The organism is Gordonia sp. ALPHA1B1, assembly GCF_005502615.1.
Taxonomy (GTDB): Bacteria; Actinomycetota; Actinomycetes; order Mycobacteriales; family Mycobacteriaceae; genus Gordonia; species Gordonia hongkongensis.
On the sequence record NZ_SCOC01000043.1, the window covers coordinates 19,742 to 36,710 of the forward strand.

A 16,969-nucleotide genomic window follows, 5' to 3' on the forward strand; every position below is an offset into this window, starting at 1 on the left:
GCACAGTCGACGGGTCAGGCCCGCTGCGGGACCTCCGGCGGGATGGCCGCGAGGAGTGCGCGGGTGTAGTCGGTCGCGGGGTCGTGGAGGATGGTCGACGCCGGTCCGCTCTCGACGACCTTCCCGTCCTGCATCACCGCGACGGTGTCGCTGATCTGCTCGACGACGGCCAGGTCGTGCGCGATGAACAGGTACGTCAGACCCTTCTGACGCTGGAGTTCGGCGAGCAGGTCGAGGACGCTGGCCTGCACCGACACGTCGAGCGACGCCGTCGACTCGTCCAGGATCAGGACCTCCGGGTCGGACGCCAGCGCGCGGGCGATGCTCACCCGCTGCCGCTGGCCGCCGGACATCTCGTGCGGATAGCGGTCGAGGAAGGACGTGTCGAGGCTGACGTCGGCGAGCAACTCTTCGGCACGACTCCGCGTGCCGTCCCGGCCGTCGGTGAGGCCGTGCGTCCGCAGCGGTTCGGCGATCGACGCCGCTACCGTCATCCGCGGATCGAGCGAGGCGGCCGGGTCCTGGAACACCATGGCGACGCGGCGTCGGAGCAGGGCCTCGTCGGCACCGCGCGCCCCGATGGCCTCGACCCTCCGGCCGTCGAGGGTGACGGTCACGCTGCCCCGCACCGTCGTGCCCTGGGCGGACGTGATGAGGCCGGTGATCACGCCGGCCACGGTCGATTTCCCCGATCCCGATTCGCCGACGATCCCGAGCGTCCGGCCACGAGCGACCTGCAGGTCGACCCCGTCGGCGGCGTGCACCACCCGGCGCCCCGACGGGCCGCGGACCATGTAGTCGACGCCCAGCCCGGTGACATTCAAAAGAGGCTCGTCGTCGACCCGCTTCTGAAGGGGCGATGCGCCACCACGTTCGGTGACCTTGCTCAGCAGCGGGCGTGAGTCGAGCAGCGTTCGGCTGTACTCGTCGTGCGGGTCGTCGAACAGCGTTGTCACGTCGCTGCTCTCGACGATCCGCCCGGCGCGGAGCACCATCACCCGATCGGCGATCCGCCCGATGACACCGAGGTCGTGGCTGATCCACACCACCGCCATACCGCGCTCGCGCTGGAGTTTCGCGACGAGGTCGATGATCTGTGCCTGAGTGGTCACGTCGAGTGCGGTGGTGGCCTCGTCGGCGATGAGGAGTTCCGGATCGCAGGCCAACGCGATCGCGATCATGACGCGCTGCCGTTGGCCGCCGGACAACTGATGCGGGTATGCGCGCAAACGGCTTTCGGGGTCGGGCAGGTTCACGTCGCGCAGCAGGGTAAGGGCCCGTTCGCGCGCCTCGCCCCGCGAGAGGCCGAGATGCCGGCGCGGACCCTCGGTCAGTTGTTGTTCGACGGTGAGCAGGGGATTGAGGCTCGACGACGGGTCCTGGAAAACGAAGCCGACTCGCGAACCGTGGAGGGCCCGGAGTTTCGCCGGTGTGGCGCCGACGATTTCGGTGTCACCGAGGCGGGCCGACCCGCGGACGTACGCGCTGGGCGCGTCGAAGAGCCCGGTCGCCGACAACACGCTCAGTGACTTGCCCGAACCGCTCTCCCCGACGATCCCGAGCGTCTCACCCGGCGAGACCGAGAAACTGATGCCGTGCACGATCTCTCGCGGACCGACACCGACGACGAGGTCCTTTACGCGCAGCACCGATCCGTCGGAGTCGACGTGTTTCGAGGTCGACGGTGTGGTCACCGTCGGCGACTTGCGTTCGTACCCGCGGTTGCGCAGCAGCGTGCGCTGGCGCGGGTCGAGCACATCGCGTACGCCGTCGCCGACGAGGTTAAATGCGAAGACCGTCACGAGGATCGCCAGACCGGGGAACACGCCCATCCACCAGGCGGTGGTGATGAACCCCTGTGCGTCGAAGAGCATCCGGCCCCACGACGGGTCCGGCGGCTGGACGCCGAGACCGAGGAACGACAGCGCCGCCTCCGACAGGATCGCGAACGCGAGCGAGATGGAGGTCTGGACGATGACCGGACCCGAGATGTTGGGCAGCACATGCCGCATGAGGATGGCCGATGTCCCCACACCCATCGTGCGTGACGCCTGGACGTACTGGGTCTGTCGCACACGCAGGGTGTCGGCGCGCGCCACCCGGGCGAAGATCGGTATGTAGACGACGCCGATCGCGATCATCGCCGAGGTGACTCCCGGTCCCAGGATGGCGACGATGGCCAGCGCGAGTAGCAGTACCGGGAAGGAGAAGACCACATCGACGATCCGCATGAGCGCGGTGTCGAGGACGCCGCCCGCGAAACCCGCGACCATGCCGAGGACCACGCCCACGGTGAGGGAGATCGCCACTGCGATGACCGCCACGCGCATGCTCACCGACGCGGCGAGCACCACCCGGGAGAAGACGTCGCGACCCAGGTCGTCGGTCCCGAAGAGGTGGGACCAGCTGGGCGCCTGCAGCGCATTCGGGACGTCGATCTCGTTGGCGCCGTACGGAGCGATGAGTGGACCGAACACCGCGCACACGAGGACGACCGCGATGATGATCAACCCGATCACCGAGGTGCGGTTGCGTAGCAGCAATCGCCAGGCCGAATCGGTCGAAGGAGCTCCGGCCGATTCGTCGTCGACTCCGGTACCGGGTTCCGGCGGGTCGGGAGAGGTGAGGGTCATGACAGCCGAATCCTGGGATCGATGACGGCGTAGAGGATGTCGACGACGAGGTTGACGACCAGGAAGATCACCGCGATGAGCAGGATCGCACCCTGTAGGACCGGGTAGTCGCGCGCGGCGACCGAGTCGTAGACCAGCAGACCCAGTCCGGGCCAGGCGAACACGACCTCCACGACGATGACACCACCGAGCAGACCTGCGAACTGGATACCGGAGATGGTCAGCACGGGTACGAGCGCGTTGCGTCCGACGTGATCGAGGAGAACACGCTTGGTGCTCAGCCCTTTTGATTCGGCCGTCGTCACGAACGGTGCGTTCACCACGTCGAGCACCGACGAGCGCACGTAGCGCGTCATGATCGCCCCGGTCACCACCCCGACCGTGATCGCCGGCAGCACGAGGTGTTCGAGCCAACCGAGTGGGTCGTCGGCGAAGGGTTGGTACCCGGCCGATGGTAACCAGCCGAGCGCGGTGGAGAAGAGACCGATCAGCAGGATGCCCATCCAGAAGTCGGGCACGGAGATCCCGAACTGGCTCACCACGCGAATGACGTTGTCGGCCAACCGACCTTCCCGCAGTGCCGCCCAGAAACCGAGAGGGACGGCGATGAGCAATGCGACGACGATCGCCGCGGTCGCGAGTGTGATGGTGGCGGGAAGCCGCCCGAAGAGCATCGTCGTGACCGGTTCGCTGTTGCGGAAGCTGACGCCCAGGTCGCCGGTGAAGGCACTGCCGACATAGTTCACCAGCTGTGATGCGAGCGGCTGGTCGAGTCCGGAGGCGCTGCGCAGCGCCTCATACGATTCCGGGGTGTAGCGGGTGCCGAGTGCGATGCGGACGGGATCACCGGGCACGACCTGCATCAGGAAGAACACCGCGACGATCACGCCGAGCAACACCGCGACCGTGTAGAGCAGCCGCACGATGATGAAGCGCGCCAGCGGCGAGTGCAATGCGGTCATCTCAGCTCCTCTCCAGCCGGGCATCGCGGAACCGGATGGCCTTGTCGGGTCGGACGACATATCCCCGGAGCTGCGTCACAAAAGCCTGGGTCGACGACGGGTTGTAGAGGTAGAGGTAGCTCACGTCGTCGGCGATGATGCTCGCGGCCTCGGCGTAGATCCGCTTGCGGGCCTCGACGTCGAGTTCGGTTCGGCCCCGGTCCAACAGCGCGTCGACCTCGGGGTTCGAGTACTTCTGCGAGTTCGACGTGCCCTCGGAATGGTGTTGGGCGTAGTAGAAGTCGTCCGGGTCGATGTTGCCCAGCCAGCCCAGTAGCAGGGCGTCGAAGTCGCCGGCGGCCTGGCGATCGAGCCATGCGCCGAAGTCGAGTTGTTCGATCCGCACGTCGATCCCGACGTCGGCGAGGTTCGACGCGATCACCTGCGCCGCCGTCACCGTCTCGGGATACTCGGTGGTCACCATCAGGCGCATGTCGAGTCCGCGGATGCCGGCCTGCCGGAGCAGGTCTCTGGCGTTCGCGACGGCGGCGGCGCGGTCGAGTCTGGCGGTATAGCGGTCGTAGGGTGCGAACCAGGGACTGGTCGAGGGGATCGCGAGCTCGTTGGGCGTCGCGGTCCCGTATCCGACGACCTGGGCGATCGAGTCCCGGTCGATCGCATACGCGACCGCCTGGCGGACCCGGGTGTCGTCGAACGGTGGGGCGTCGAAGTTCATCGTGACGTACCAGTAGTCGTTGGCGACCACGGTCCCGACATCGAGTGTGTCGTCGCGGCGCAGGATGCTGAGCTGCTGGGCGGGAATGGCGTCGGTCCAATCGATCTCACCCGACCGTAGTGCGGACACCGCGGTGGTGCCCTGTGAGATGAAGCTGTAGCGGACCCCGTCGACGGCGGGTGCCCCACCCCAGTAGTCGGGATTCGACGCCAACACGATGGATGCGCCCGGCGACCGGGAGACGAACGAGAACGGCCCGGTGCCGATCGGCCTGGTCGTGATCTCACCGGATTCGACGTTGCGGCGGTTGACGATGGCCAGTCCCTTGAACCCGCCGATGCTCGTCAGCAGATTGGGGGTCGGCGCGCTGACGGTGAACCGGACCCGACGGTCGTCGAGGGCGGTGATCGACGCGATGGCCTCGAGTTTGTATGCGTTGGACAGTTCTTCGTCGATTATCCGACGGAAGGAGTATTCGACATCGGCTGCGGTCAGCGGGTCGCCGTTGTGGAACGTGACCCCGTCGCGCAGCGTGAACGTCCATTGCAGGCCGTCGGGGCTGACCTCCCAGCTCTCGGCCAGTGCCGGCCGCATCTGGAGTTGCTCGTCGGGTTCGACGAGGGTGTCGAAGACGTTCTCGAGTACTTCGAAGGTGAAGTAGGAGCTGGACTTCTGCGGGTCGAGCTGGTCGGGTTCACCGGCGATGGCGGCCTTGATGGTGTTGACGGTGTCCGACGACCCGCCACCGCATGCGGCCAGCACGGACGTGCCCAGCAAGGCGGTTCCGGCGACACCGGCGACGCGAAGGAACCCGCGGCGATCGAGAACGTCGGGTCTGCGCGGCGGAAGCTGCTCGCGCACAGATGAATACACCGACCCGCTCGGCGAATCGGTCATCACTGTCCTCCCGCCCGGCGAGTGTTCGCCTCGGAGTCTCACCGCACGTCGGACGCGCCACGGCATGCGTGGGGCGCCCCGCTGTGCAGTGTGCCCCAGCGGTACAGGTGGTGCAACCGTGCCATACCCCAGGGCAGGGCGGAGAATACCGGGAGAGGCAGGACGATCAGCCGTTGACCTTGGCGATCACGTTGTCGGCGTACCAGTTCAGATGGTCGATCTTGGTCTGCAGCGGCTCGGTGTCGTCGCCCATGACATACGGCAGCCGGAAACCGACGATCACGTCGGTGATCCCCTTGTCTTCCAGCCGCTTACATCCGTCGACGGTGTAGGCGTCCATGGAGATCACGTGGATCTCGAACGGATCGTTGGTCTTTCCCTCGGCCATGCGGATCTCGTTGATCCGGTCCAGCAGCGTCTCGAGCTCCTCGGGCGGACCGCCACCGTGCATCCAACCGTCGCCGCGGATGACCGCGCGACGCAGCGCGGCGTCGGCGTGACCGCCCACGAGTAGCGGGATCGGTTCGGTGGGCGCGGGGGTCATCTTGATCTTGGGGATGTCGTAGAACTCGCCGTGGAACTCGAAGTACTCGCCGGTGGTCAGGCCGCGGATGATGTCCATGCACTCGTCCATCCGCTTGCCGCGGCGCTTGAAGTCCACGCCCATGAAGTCGTAGTCCTCGGGCCACGGACTCGTGCCGACGCCCATCGCGAAGCGGTTGTTCGTCAGGTACGCCACCGAGCTGGCCTGCTTGGCGACCAGCGCGGGCGGGCGGACCGGCAGCTTCACCACGAACGGGGTGAAGCGGATGGTCGAGGTGACCGCGCCGAGCGCCGCGGCCTGGATGAAGGTCTCGATGAACGCCTTGCCGTCGAGGAACTCGCGATTGCCGTCGGGGGTGTACGGATACTTCGCGTCCGATTCCTCCGGATAGGCCAGCGAGTCGGGAATGGTGAAGCCGGCGTACCCCGCGGCTTCGGCGGCCTGCGCGAGCGGCGCGTAGTACGACGGATCGGTCATGGCCTCGGCATACGTGAACCGCATCATGCTCCTCGGGACGGCAGTGAAACTCCGTCCACAGTAGAACACGTTCTAGTTATTCGACATGGACTTCGTCATCGTCGCAGGTCTCCAGCGCGCAGGGGGATGGCAATTGTCGGCTGGTGGCGCCCAGGGTCAGCGAAGCCCTGCGAGGGGATTGTCCGTAGTCGCGCCGGGGCCCGGGTGTACCCGTAGTTCGCCGGTGCCGATTCGCTCGCCGCATGCCGAGCACGTCGGCTCGACCGTCATCGTCTGGCCGCAGGAGTGCGTCGACACCACTGGTGCGCCGTCCTCGGCGGTCCACCGGTCACCCCACTGACGTAACGCGGCCAGAACCGTCCAGAGGTCCCGGCCCTTCTCGGTGAGGCGGTAGTCGTAGCGCACCGGGTTGTCCTGGTACGGCTCCTTCGCCAGGATCTCGTGTTCGACGAGGGTGTCCAGTCGCTGGGTCAACACGTTGCGCGCGATGCCGAGCCGCGACGAGAACTCGTCGAATCGCGTCACGCCGAACATCGCGTCCCGGACGATCAGCAGCGTCCACCATTCGCCGACGATCTCCAGTGTTTGGGCGATCGAGCAGTTCATCTCGGCGAATGAGGCGCGGCGCATAGGATCGAGAGTAGTGGGTTGCGTGACGCAACTCAACCTGCTTGCATGAGTTGCGTGAAGCAACTCAGCAGGCAACAAGCCGTTGAAGACGGATTGTTACCCAGTTTCGGAGCAAGTCCGACCGGAGACGGTCGATGGTCGGCGACCATCGACCGTTCCTGGTGGGGATGGTCGGGCCCGCATGGCGGCGCCATCGCGGCGCTGGCTGTCCGGGTCGGCGCCGATGCAGCGCCGGGTACGTCGGTGCGCGCTCTCGATCTGCGATTCGTCGGCAAGCCCGACGGCGGGGAGTTGCTGCTGACGCCGTCGGTCCGGGAGGTCGGCCGGCACACAAGGGTCGTCGACGTCACGGTCACCCAGGCAGGCGTCGACATCGCGTCGGCATCAGTCACGACCGGGCGGGTCGGGGAATCCGCACCCACCGATGTCAGCGACCGGGTCGCGGGCGTGTCCGGCCCGGAAGGGCTCGACCCCTTCATGATTCCGCCGGAGATCGTCCCGATGGGCGCGCAGCTCGATGTGCGACCGGTCGACGGTCCGCTCGCGCTCACCGGAGCCGACGAGGCCTGGATGCGGGCATGGATCACCACCCGAACCCCGATGGCTGTCGACGCCGCCTACCTGGCCCTGCTGGCGGACTGCCTACCGCCCGCCGTCTTCCCGACTCTGACCGCGCCGCTCGCACTTCCGACGGTGGCATTCTCCATGCACGTGACGGCGCCGCTGGACGACGCCACTCCGGCGCCGATCCTCGTCCATACGCGTAACACCTCGACGTCCGGCGGTTGGTCGGTCGACGACACCACGCTGCGCGACCGCGACGGTCGGCTCCTCGCCTCCGCGCGCCAGAGCCGCCGGGTTCTCGGATGGCCGGTCCGATGACGGTCACTCGCAGCGGCCCGGCGACGCCGGCGCCGACTGTCGCGCGGCCCGGCCTCGTCCTGCTCATCCTGTCCGGGGCGGCGTTCATGGCCAGCCTCGACGTCTTCATCGTCAACGTCGCCTTCGACGACATCGGTGCCGACTTCACCGGCGCGACCCTGTCCCAGATGTCCTGGATCCTCAACGCGTACGCCATCCTGTATGCGGCGCTCCTTGTTCCGGCGGGCCGGATCGTCGATCGGTACGGCCGCAAGGGCGGCTTCCTGCTCGGTCTCGCGATCTTCACCGCGGCGAGTGCGGCATGTGCCGCGGCGCAGGGCGTCTGGTGGCTGGTGGCATTCCGCGCACTGCAGGCACTCGGCGCGGCGATTCTGACCCCGGCGAGCCTGGGTCTGGTCGTGGCGACGTTGCCGCCGGAACGTCGGGCCCGGTCGGTGCGCATCTGGGCGGCCACCGGCGCCCTGGCCGCGGCCTTCGGGCCGGCCGTCGGCGGTCTTCTCGTCGAGGCGTCGTGGCGCTGGGTGTTCCTGGTCAACGTGCCCGTCGGCGTGGCGGCGATCGTCGCCGGGGCGATCGTACTGTCCCGCCCCCAAAACGTCTCGGCCAGTGGCTTTCCCGACGCGTTGGGCGCGCTTCTCCTGGTCGTCTCGGTGGGGGCCTTGACACTCGGTCTGGTCCAGGGGAGTGAGTGGGGTTGGACGGACGCGCGGATCACCGGTGCGTGGATCGTCGCCGGGGTAGGGCTCGTCGGCTTCGTCCTCAGTTCGGCGCGTCATCCCGAACCGGTGATCTCGCCTGCACTGCTGCGGATCCGGGCCTTCTCGGTCGCGAACGTGACGATGCTGCTGTTCTCCATCCCGTTCGCCGGCGCACTTCTCGCGAACATCCTGTGGTTGCAGCAGGTCTGGGGCTTCTCGCCGATCGCGACGGGTCTCGCGGTCTCGACCGGACCGCTGATGGTGCCGATCTTCGCGGCCGTGTCGCATCGCCTCAGTGCGCGGGTCCCGGTGGGGCGACTCGTTGCGTTCGGTTGTGTGCTCTTCGGTCTCGGGTCGGCCCTCATCGCACTATCGGTCGACGCCACACCGGATTTCGCCACCGAGTTCCTGCCTGGCTGGCTGATCGGCGGTGTCGGAGTGGGCTTCGCGTTGCCGTCGATCCTCTCCTCGGCGACCGCCGACCTCCCCGCAGATCAGGCCGCCACCGGAAGCGCGGTGGTCAACATGAGTCGTCAGATCGGCATGTCGCTGGGTGTCAGCTTGCTGGTCGCGATCATCGGCACCTCGGCGGTGTACGCCGATGTGCACAACTCGTTCCTGACCGCCTGGTGGGTACTCGCGGGAATCGCTGCGCTGGGCGCGATCTCGGCGTTGGGGATGACCCCGCGAGCGGTGCCCAATTCCGCCCCCTGAGGTGTGAGGACCCATTGCTCCCTGAGGTGTGAGGAGCGCAAGCCGCCGGGCCGAGCAAGCGACGAAGGAGCGCGTCGAGGTCGACGAGCCTCGAAGGGCTTGGTGACGTGCGTCGCGAGACCCTTCGTGGCTCGCTTCGCTCGCACCTCAGGGAGCAGAAGGGGGGGGTGCGCTCGTCACGCACCTCAGGGAGCAGAAGGGGGTGCGCCTGGCATGCACCTCATAGAGCAGAAGGGGGTGCGCCTGGCATGCACCTCATAGAGCAGAAGGGGGTGCGCTCGTCACGCACCTCATAGAGCAGTGAGAGAGCAAACGTTCAGGGCCGCGTGAACCGCTCTCGGCGACCGAGGCCGCGAAGACGCACCCACTCGGCGAAGCCCTTCGGATCACGTTGCTGCACAAGGAAGAACCAGCCGAACCGGGCGTACTCCTGGGGCAGCAGCCTGCGGAGTCCGGGCTGGCTCATCAGGTAGCCGCGGTTGCGGTAGGTGAAGAACCGCTTGGTGTCGTTGTCGGGGTACTGGGTGTGCATGCGACCGCCCAGGATCGGTCGGAATTCCGCCGAGCCGTCGGGGTGGAGGTATCCCGCGCGCAGGCAGGTGCCGAACCGCACGCCCGAGCGGACCAGCCGACGGTGCACCTCCACCTCGTCGCCGCGGAAGAACAGCCGCAGGTCCGGCACGCCCACCTGTTCGAGGCACCGTGCGGAAAACAGAGCGCCGTTGAACAGCGACGCGATGCCGGGCAGCAGATCGTCGTCCTGGGTCTCACCGATGACATCTGACCCGCTCGCTTCGCTCCCGGCGTCGGCAAAGAGTTCCGACCGCTTCCGTCGCCACACGAGTCCGCGTCGCAGCGGAAAGGCGAGGGTGTCCGGGTCGTCGAGGTTGGCGACCACTGGCGACACCTCGTCGAGATCATGCCGTGCGGCGCAGTCGAGCAGCGTCGAGAGAACCGTCGGACCGTCGGGTCGGCCGTCGTCGTCGGCGCACCAGACCCAGTCGGCGCCGAGGGCGAGCGCATGCAGCATGCCCAGCGCGAATCCGCCGGCACCGCCGAGATTGCGCTCCGATCCCAGATACGTCGTCGAAACGGGCTGCGCCGCAACGAGTTCGGCGACTTCGGGTTCGTCCGCGTTGTCGACGACGATCAGATGGTCGACGGGCCGGTCCTGGCCCGACACCACGGCCAGCGACTCGGCGAGCAACTCCGCGCGACGGTGCGTGACCACGACCGCGATGACCTTCGGAGCGACGGCGCCCTCGGTCACTCCGGAGTCCCCTTCTTGTCCGCCTTCTCCAGGTCGGCGATCACCCGGCGGACGTGTGCCGCGGCGTCGGGGCCCTCATAGGCTTCGACGACCTCTTCGATGCCGCCTTCCATGCGGACCTGTCCGTGGTCGATCCACAGGGCGCGGTCGCACAGCTGGGCCAGGAACTCGTTGGAATGGCTGGCGAACACCAGGATTCCCGACCGCTCGACGAGCGCCTGGAGCCGACCCCGCGCCTTGCGCATGAAGTCGGCGTCGACGGCGCCGATGCCCTCGTCGAGGATGAGGATCTCCGGGTCGATGGAGGTCACCACGCCGAGAGCGATGCGCACCCGCATACCGGTGGAGTAGGTGCGCAGCGGCATCTGCAGGTAGTCGCCGAGCTCGGTGAACTCCGCGATGTCGTCGATCTTCTTGAGCATCTCCTTGCGCGTCATGCCCAGGAACATGCCGCGGATGATGATGTTCTCGTAGCCGGAGATCTCGGGGTCCATGCCGACGCCGAGGTCGAAGACGGGGGCGACCCGGCCGTGCACCCGGCAGGCGCCGCGCGTGGGTTCGTAGATGCCCGACAGCAGACGCAGCAGCGTCGACTTGCCGGCGCCGTTGTGGCCGACCAGCCCGATCCGGTCGCCGTGCTTGAGGTGCAGGTTGATGTCCTTGAGCGCCTCGACGACCACCACGTTCGACTCGGTGGAGCCGATGACGCCGCCCGCCGCGCCGATCACCGACTTCTTCAGCGACCGCGTCTTGGCGTCGAAGATCGGGAAGTCCACACACGCGTCCCACGTGTCCACGCGGACGCGGGTGTCTCCGAGATCGTTGTTCCTGGCCATCGAATCCGTCCCTACACCCAGTACGCCACGCGGGCCCGGTAGTTGCGCAACACCAGCATGGCCAGCACCCAGCCCACGGCGGTGCAGCCCAGGACGACGGCCCAGTGGTAGAACTCGACTGGCTCGCCCAGCAGCGGTCCGCGTGCGATCTCCAGATAGTGGAACATCGGGTTCAACTCGACGAGCTTCAATCTCGACGACGCCTCGCCGGTCGCGTTCCCGAGGCTCTGCGTCGTCCAGATGATCGGCGTCATGAAGAAGACCAGCTGCACCGCGGTGGTGAGGAGCTGGCCGATGTCGCGGAATCGGGTCGACAGGATTCCGAACACGATCGTCACCCAGATCGAATTGACCACATACAGCGCGAGGGCCGGGACGATCAGCGTGACGGTCCAGTTGAGCGGAGGCGGGAAGATCAGGAACAGGATGACGATGATGACGACGTTGTGCGCGAAGATGATCAGCGCTCGCCACACCACTCGGTAGACGTGCACGCTCACCGGGGCCGGAAGCTGTTTGATCAGCCCCTCGTTCTTCGAGAAGACCTCGGAGCCCTCGAGGATCGAGCTCGAGATGAAGTTCCAGAAGATGAAGCCGAGCGCGACGTACGGCAGGAACACCCTGATGTCCATGCCGAAGAGCTCGCCGTAGAGCAGGCCCATGGCGATCGCGGTCACACCGGTCGCGATCACGATCCACAGCGGTCCCAGGACCGAACGTCGGTAGCGCTGCTTGATGTCCTGCCAGCCGAGGTGGAACCACAGCTCGCGGCTGGCGAAACCGTCGCGGAGGTCCTTGACCGCGCGCGCGAAGCTGCGCGAATCAGAGCCCTGGGGACGCGCGGGGATCGCGTCGTCGTCTACTACCGCTGACACGAGGAGTCAGCGTACCCCTCGGCCCATCCGCTGCCCGCTGCCGGTTGAGCGGGTGACCCTCAGCAGGTTGAGCCGGTGTGGCGACCTAGAGGTACTGCCCCGTGCTATGGCCGGGTCCGCCGGCACCGCCGGGGGTGGGCATGCCGGGCGGAAGCGCGCCCTGACGCATCTGTTCGAGCTGGGCGCGGGCGGCCATCTGCTGGGCGAACAGCGCGGTCTGGATGCCGTGGAAGAGTCCCTCGAGCCAACCCACGAGCTGGGCCTGGGCGATGCGGAGCTCGGCGTCCGACGGGGTGCCCTCGTCGGAGAAGGGGAGCGCGAGACGTTCGAGTTCTTCGCGCAGCTCGGGCGCGAGGCCTTCTTCGAGTTCACGCACCGACGATTGGTGGATCTCACGCAGGCGATTGCGCGACGCGTCGTCGAGAGGAGCCGCACGCACCTCTTCGAGCAGCTGCTTGATCATCGTGCCGATGCGCATGACCTTGGCGGGTTGCTCGACCATGTCGGCGACGCTGGTCGATTCCGACGACTCGCCGTCCGTCTGCCCATCCGTGCCCGCGCCGACGACGATCACGTTGTCGGAGTCGCCGGCCGAGCCGAACGGTCCTGAGGTGGGGCCGGGTCCTGGAGTGCCTTCGATAGCCATGCGTCCCATTGTGCCCGGACACCGCGAAACGGCAGATGGCCGACGTCTATCCTCGTGCCCATGGCTTTCGACGTCGCCTACGTGCGTGGATTGATTCCATCGCTCGGCGACGGCTGGATCCACCTCGACCCGCAGGCGGGGATGCAGATCCCCGATTCGGTCGCGACCGCTGTGACCACCAGTTTCCGCTCTCTGTCCGCCGCCCCGGGCGGGGTCTACCCGTCGGCTCGCGCGAGCGCGGAGGTGGTCGACGGTGCCCGGCGCGCGATCGCCGATCTCGTCGGCGGAGACGCCGCGGGTGTGGTGCTCGGACCGTCGCGGTACGTGCTGCTGGCCGGTCTGGCGGAGGCGCTCGCGCCGCATGCGTGGCTGCGGGGTGACGTCGTCGTCACGCGTCAGGATGACGAGCCGAACATCGTGCCGTGGCTGCGCGCGGCGGATCGTTACGGCGGCCGGGTTCGCTGGGCCGAGGTCGACGTCGAGACCGGCGGACTACCGGCCTGGCAGTTCGGCGATCTCGTCACGCCCGATACGGAGGTCGTCGCGGTGACGTTGGCGTCGTCCACGACGGGGGCCGTCACCGACATCAGCGAGATCGCGCCGCTGGTCCGCGAAGCCGGCGCGCTGCTGGTCGTCGACGCCACCAACGCGGCGCCGTACATCAGCCTGGACATCCACGATCTGGGTGCCGACGTCCTCGTCGTCTCGGCCGAGCGGTGGGGTGGTCCGCGTATGGCGGCCATGGCATTTCGCGAGCCCCACCTGATCGACCGGCTGAAGCTGATGTCGATGGACCCGTCCGCGCGCGGACCCGCCCGGCTCGAACCCGAACCGCATCAGGGCGCGATGCTCGCCGGATTGGTCGCGTCGGTGGAACATCTCGCGGGACTCGACGAGGCCGGCATCGGCAAGCGTCGACGGCGTCTCGTCACGTCGATGGACGGTGTCTACGAGTATCTGCAGCGCCTCAACTATTACCTGGTCACGACGCTGTCCCAGCTCAACCATGTGAACCTCGTGGGGACCGAGGAGAACCGGATACCGCTGGCGAGCTTCACCGTGGAGTCGGTGGGTGCCGACAAGGTCGTCCGGCGTCTGGCCGACAACGGTGTCTGCGCACTCGCCGACCTTCCCAACCGCGCACTCGCACGGATGGGCGCACCCGACTTCGGCGGTGCCGTCACGGTCGGGCTGGCCCCGTACTCGACGCCGTACGAGGTCGACCACCTGGTACGAACGCTGGGTTCATTGGCCTGAAGCGCCCGACAACCCTTCCGAAATTCACTATGGTGTTGTTCGGGTTAACGACAATGTATGTTGTCATGCTGTGTCGGCAAAAACGATTGATGGTCCAGAGAAGGGCCCGCCCCGGTCGCTCACCGCTGCGGAGGCCGAGAGCTGGATGAACCTCGTCGACGGCGGCTGGGCGCTCTTCGCCCGCGTCAACGACGAGTTCGCGAAACGGGGCCTGTCCGTATCCGATCTGCGCATTCTCGAAGCGGTCTGTATAAACCGGCAGTTGAGCGTCAGCGAGGTCGCCGACGCCGTGCACATGCGGGTCAGCACGGTGTCGCGCATGATCGGCCGGCTCAGCGACGACGGCAACATCCACCGGTTCGAGTCGAAGGCCGACGGCAGACACCGACTCGTGCGTCTGACCGATCACGGTCGGCGCACCCTCGCCCTCCATGTGCACGCCCGAGATCAGGTGATCCGGCAATTCGTCGTCGACGCGATGACCCCGGAGGAGTTCACCGCCCTCGGCGTCGCGTTCCGCAAGATCCGGGAGGCCGTCGACGCCGCGGAGCCCGCAGCCGCCGACTGAGCCCCCGCTCAGCCTGCGACGCTCAGCAGCACCTTCCCGACAACGTCACCGCTGTTGAGATGGTCGTGCGCGGCGCCGGCGTCGGCGAGCGGGAACACGCGATCGACGACGGGTACGACCGTCCCGGCCTCGATCAGCGGCCAGGTCCGGGTCAGGGTCGACGCCACGACCTCGGCCTTGCCGCCGGGACCGTGCACGGGCCGAGCGCGCAGCGTGGTACCCATCACCGACAACCGCTTGGCCAGAAGATGTCCGAGGTTGATCGCGGTCGTGGTGCCGCCCTGCATGCCGATGATGACGAGTCGTCCGTCAGTGCGCAGTGCTTTCAGATTCGACTTCAGATATTTCGCGCCGATGATGTCGAGGATGACGTCGGCGCCGCCGGCGTCCTGGAGGATCTCGGCGAAGTCCTGGCTCGAGTAGTCGATGAGGATGTCGGCGCCGAACTCGCGGCAGCGCTCGAGCTTGTCCTGCGTGCGGGCGGTCACCGCGACGCGAGCGCCCATCGCGTGGGCGATCTGGGTGGCGTGGGTGCCGATGCCGCTGGACCCGCCGTGGATCAGCAGGAGCTCGCCGGTGGTCAGATGCGCGGTGTCGAAGATGTTCGACGACACGGTGCACGCCACCTCGGGCAGAGCCGCCGCGGACACCAGGTCGACGCCCTTGGGCACCGCGAGGACCTGCTCGACCGGGACCGCCACCTTCTCGGCGTAACCGCCGCCGGCGAGCAGCGCGCACACCTCGTCGCCCTCCGACCAGCCGCTGACCCCGTCGCCCAGGGCCGAGATCCGCCCCGAGACCTCGAGTCCGAGGGTGTCCGACGCACCGGGTGGCGGGGGATAGTTGCCCGCCCGCTGCAGGATGTCGGCGCGGTTGACGCCGGCCGCGACCACATCGATCACGACTTCGCCGGACGCGGGAGTCGGGTCGGGCACATCGGACAGGGACAGGTTCTCTGATTCGACGACGATGGCTTTCACCTCTTCGATGGTGTCACAGCGCACCGCAGTGCCAGGCGAGGTCCGGTCCGGCGTTCGTGTGTAACCTTGCTCGTCAGGGAAGCGTGGCAGAGCGGCCGAATGCACTCGCCTTGAAAGCGAGCGTGGGTAAAACCACCGGGGGTTCAAATCCCTCCGCTTCCGCCAAGGGCCCTCAACTCTCACCCGGGTGGGGGCTTTTTCGTGCAACGCCCGGCCTACCGGTTGGGGCCCCGAGACGTGGAAGGTAGGGACATGGGCGCCGGTGGATTCACCGTGGCGTCGTTCAACGTCAACGGGATCCGCGCCGCGCGCCGTCGTGGGTTCGACGCCTGGCTCGCCGGGCGACAGCCCGACGTGGTCGGACTGCAGGAGTTGCGGTGTGGCATCGACGACGTCGGAGAGTTCGACGGTTATCACGCAGCGATCGACGTCGGCTCCATCGCGGGACGTAACGGCGTCGCGGTGCTGACCCGCACCGAGCCGGCGGCGGTGCGCACCTGGCTGACTCACCCGCCGAAGGCTCGCGGTCTGCCCGCCTTCTCTTATGAGGGTCGCTACGTCGAGGTCGACCTCGCCGATCGGCCGCTGACCGTCGCAAGTCTGTATCTGCCCAAGGGCGGACTCCCCGCCGAGTTGCAGCGCCCCGGCTCGATGCGCGAGGCGCCCGACGGTGGCGCCAAACACGCTCGCAAGCAACGCTTTCTGGCCGGGTTCACCCGTGAACTCGAGCGCAACCGGCTCGCCGCTCGCCGCGCCGGCCGGGAGTTCCTGCTCCTCGGCGACCTCAACGTGGCACACCTCGAACACGACGTCACCAACTGGCGCGCGGCCCGCAAGATGGAGGGCTTCCTGCCAGAAGAACGCGCCTGGTTCGGCGAGATCACCGGCCCGCGCCGGCTCGTCGACGTCGTACGCGCCCTGCACGGCGACCGTCCCGGACCGCTCACCTGGTGGAGCTGGGCGGGGGCGTCGTTCGTCAAGGACGTCGGGTGGCGCATCGACCACCAGCTCGCCTCGCCCACGCTTGCCCGGCGGGCGCGCTCGGTGGTGGTCGACAAGGAGGCGTCGCCGGACCTTCGGCTGTCCGATCACGCCCCGCTGGTCGTCGAGTACGCCGAGCTGTGATCCGGGGCTCCCGCGTCCCTGATCGATGGTGGTCGCCGGGTGGCTTCGACTCGGCGCCTCGCTGGCGCTCGGTGCCGGCTCAACCAGCGGTGGTTGCGGCTCGGGCAGTTGTGGTTGCCGAGTGGCTTCGACTCGGCGCCTCGCTGGCGCTCGGTGCCGGCTCATAGCTCCTATGTCAAGCGGCGGCGGGTGTTGGGTTGTCGGCTTTGCGGGTGCGGGCGTGGTGGTCGGTGGTGAGGTGGTTGTAGACGACGCGGGCG

Annotated in this window: 15 protein-coding genes and 1 tRNA gene; 6 read left to right on the forward strand and 10 right to left on the reverse strand. The window is 67.6% G+C overall.

The window, feature by feature from the left end:
- Positions 1 to 14 precede the first annotated feature (14 nt).
- The 5 genes from FFS52_RS20545 to FFS52_RS20565 all read right to left on the reverse strand — a co-directional run bounded on the left by FFS52_RS20545 (position 15) and on the right by FFS52_RS20565 (position 6,858).
- Positions 15 to 2,633: a dipeptide ABC transporter ATP-binding protein gene (locus tag FFS52_RS20545; RefSeq protein ID WP_137810769.1), complete on the reverse strand. Its 2,619-nt coding sequence runs from the start codon at positions 2,631 to 2,633 to the stop codon at positions 15 to 17.
- Positions 2,630 to 3,595 (reverse strand): ABC transporter permease, encoded by a 966-nt coding sequence (locus FFS52_RS20550; RefSeq protein WP_137810770.1) that lies wholly within the window; start codon positions 3,593 to 3,595, stop codon positions 2,630 to 2,632. The genes FFS52_RS20545 and FFS52_RS20550 overlap by 4 nt, the downstream gene beginning before the upstream one ends.
- 1 nt (position 3,596) lies before the next feature.
- Positions 3,597 to 5,207 carry an ABC transporter substrate-binding protein gene (locus tag FFS52_RS20555; protein WP_137810771.1) on the reverse strand — a complete coding sequence of 537 codons (1,611 nt, stop codon included), beginning with the start codon at positions 5,205 to 5,207 and terminating at the stop codon, positions 3,597 to 3,599.
- A gap of 166 nt (positions 5,208 to 5,373) precedes the next feature.
- Entirely contained in the window at positions 5,374 to 6,252 is an 879-nt protein-coding gene (locus FFS52_RS20560) for a TIGR03619 family F420-dependent LLM class oxidoreductase (RefSeq protein WP_065631365.1), read from the reverse strand.
- 132 nt (positions 6,253 to 6,384) lie between these two features.
- Complete coding sequence (locus tag FFS52_RS20565) at positions 6,385 to 6,858, reverse strand: helix-turn-helix domain-containing protein (RefSeq protein ID WP_065631230.1); 474 nt, start codon at positions 6,856 to 6,858, stop codon at positions 6,385 to 6,387.
- A gap of 54 nt (positions 6,859 to 6,912) precedes the next feature.
- Between FFS52_RS20565 and FFS52_RS20570 the strand changes: the two genes are divergently transcribed.
- A complete protein-coding gene (locus tag FFS52_RS20570; protein ID WP_137810781.1) occupies positions 6,913 to 7,740 on the forward strand; it encodes a thioesterase family protein in 828 nt (275 codons plus the stop codon).
- Positions 7,725 to 9,152, forward strand: a complete 1,428-nt coding sequence (locus FFS52_RS20575) for a DHA2 family efflux MFS transporter permease subunit (protein ID WP_137810772.1) — start codon at positions 7,725 to 7,727, stop codon at positions 9,150 to 9,152. The genes FFS52_RS20570 and FFS52_RS20575 overlap by 16 nt, the downstream gene beginning before the upstream one ends.
- Before the next feature lie 316 nt (positions 9,153 to 9,468).
- Here the strand turns inward: FFS52_RS20575 and FFS52_RS20580 are convergent, their stop codons facing one another.
- From FFS52_RS20580 to FFS52_RS20595, 4 genes are all read right to left on the reverse strand, one after another.
- Positions 9,469 to 10,422 carry a glycosyltransferase family 2 protein gene (locus FFS52_RS20580; RefSeq protein ID WP_137810773.1) on the reverse strand — a complete coding sequence of 318 codons (954 nt, stop codon included), beginning with the start codon at positions 10,420 to 10,422 and terminating at the stop codon, positions 9,469 to 9,471.
- Positions 10,419 to 11,258: an ABC transporter ATP-binding protein gene (locus tag FFS52_RS20585; RefSeq protein WP_137810774.1), complete on the reverse strand. Its 840-nt coding sequence runs from the start codon at positions 11,256 to 11,258 to the stop codon at positions 10,419 to 10,421. The genes FFS52_RS20580 and FFS52_RS20585 overlap by 4 nt, the downstream gene beginning before the upstream one ends.
- 11 nt (positions 11,259 to 11,269) lie before the next feature.
- Positions 11,270 to 12,133, reverse strand: coding sequence for an ABC transporter permease (locus FFS52_RS20590; RefSeq protein ID WP_065631226.1), 864 nt, complete (start codon positions 12,131 to 12,133; stop codon positions 11,270 to 11,272).
- Positions 12,134 to 12,218: 85 nt separating this feature from the next.
- On the reverse strand, positions 12,219 to 12,779 hold the full coding sequence (locus tag FFS52_RS20595; protein ID WP_068971149.1) for a bacterial proteasome activator family protein: 561 nt from the start codon (positions 12,777 to 12,779) through the stop codon (positions 12,219 to 12,221).
- Between the two features lie 60 nt (positions 12,780 to 12,839).
- On the opposite strand from FFS52_RS20595, the gene FFS52_RS20600 reads away from it, so the two are divergent.
- Complete coding sequence (locus tag FFS52_RS20600) at positions 12,840 to 14,036, forward strand: cysteine desulfurase-like protein (RefSeq protein ID WP_137810775.1); 1,197 nt, start codon at positions 12,840 to 12,842, stop codon at positions 14,034 to 14,036.
- A 145-nt stretch (positions 14,037 to 14,181) separates the two neighbouring features.
- Complete coding sequence (locus FFS52_RS20605; RefSeq protein ID WP_137810776.1) at positions 14,182 to 14,604, forward strand: MarR family transcriptional regulator; 423 nt, start codon at positions 14,182 to 14,184, stop codon at positions 14,602 to 14,604.
- An 8-nt stretch (positions 14,605 to 14,612) separates the two neighbouring features.
- On the opposite strand, the gene FFS52_RS20610 is transcribed toward FFS52_RS20605, so the two are convergent.
- Entirely contained in the window at positions 14,613 to 15,584 is a 972-nt protein-coding gene (locus tag FFS52_RS20610; RefSeq protein ID WP_137810777.1) for an NAD(P)H-quinone oxidoreductase, read from the reverse strand.
- A 77-nt stretch (positions 15,585 to 15,661) separates the two neighbouring features.
- Here FFS52_RS20610 and FFS52_RS20615 point away from each other — a divergent pair.
- Together FFS52_RS20615 and FFS52_RS20620 are read left to right on the forward strand one after the other, a co-directional pair.
- Positions 15,662 to 15,749, forward strand: a tRNA-Ser gene (locus FFS52_RS20615).
- Positions 15,750 to 15,836: 87 nt separating this feature from the next.
- The gene (locus tag FFS52_RS20620) at positions 15,837 to 16,709 is read left to right on the forward strand and encodes an exodeoxyribonuclease III (RefSeq protein WP_137810778.1); all 873 of its coding nucleotides are present in this window, start codon (positions 15,837 to 15,839) and stop codon (positions 16,707 to 16,709) included.
- Positions 16,710 to 16,969 lie beyond the last annotated feature (260 nt).

What these genes read in the sequence shown, in the direction of transcription:
- FFS52_RS20565 (WP_065631230.1), bottom strand. Translation starts at nt 6,858, where the DNA reads ATGCGCCGCGCCTCATTCGCCGAGATGAACTGCTCGATCGCCCAAACA.
- FFS52_RS20575 (WP_137810772.1), top strand. Translation starts at nt 7,725, where the DNA reads ATGGCCGGTCCGATGACGGTCACTCGCAGCGGCCCGGCGACGCCGGCG.
- FFS52_RS20550 (WP_137810770.1), bottom strand. Translation starts at nt 3,595, where the DNA reads ATGACCGCATTGCACTCGCCGCTGGCGCGCTTCATCATCGTGCGGCTG.
- FFS52_RS20585 (WP_137810774.1), bottom strand. Translation starts at nt 11,258, where the DNA reads ATGGCCAGGAACAACGATCTCGGAGACACCCGCGTCCGCGTGGACACG.
- FFS52_RS20560 (WP_065631365.1), bottom strand. Translation starts at nt 6,252, where the DNA reads ATGCGGTTCACGTATGCCGAGGCCATGACCGATCCGTCGTACTACGCG.
- FFS52_RS20545 (WP_137810769.1), bottom strand. Translation starts at nt 2,633, where the DNA reads ATGACCCTCACCTCTCCCGACCCGCCGGAACCCGGTACCGGAGTCGAC.
- FFS52_RS20600 (WP_137810775.1), top strand. Translation starts at nt 12,840, where the DNA reads ATGGCTTTCGACGTCGCCTACGTGCGTGGATTGATTCCATCGCTCGGC.
- FFS52_RS20620 (WP_137810778.1), top strand. Translation starts at nt 15,837, where the DNA reads ATGGGCGCCGGTGGATTCACCGTGGCGTCGTTCAACGTCAACGGGATC.
- FFS52_RS20605 (WP_137810776.1), top strand. Translation starts at nt 14,182, where the DNA reads ATGAACCTCGTCGACGGCGGCTGGGCGCTCTTCGCCCGCGTCAACGAC.
- FFS52_RS20555 (WP_137810771.1), bottom strand. Translation starts at nt 5,207, where the DNA reads ATGACCGATTCGCCGAGCGGGTCGGTGTATTCATCTGTGCGCGAGCAG.
- FFS52_RS20595 (WP_068971149.1), bottom strand. Translation starts at nt 12,779, where the DNA reads ATGGCTATCGAAGGCACTCCAGGACCCGGCCCCACCTCAGGACCGTTC.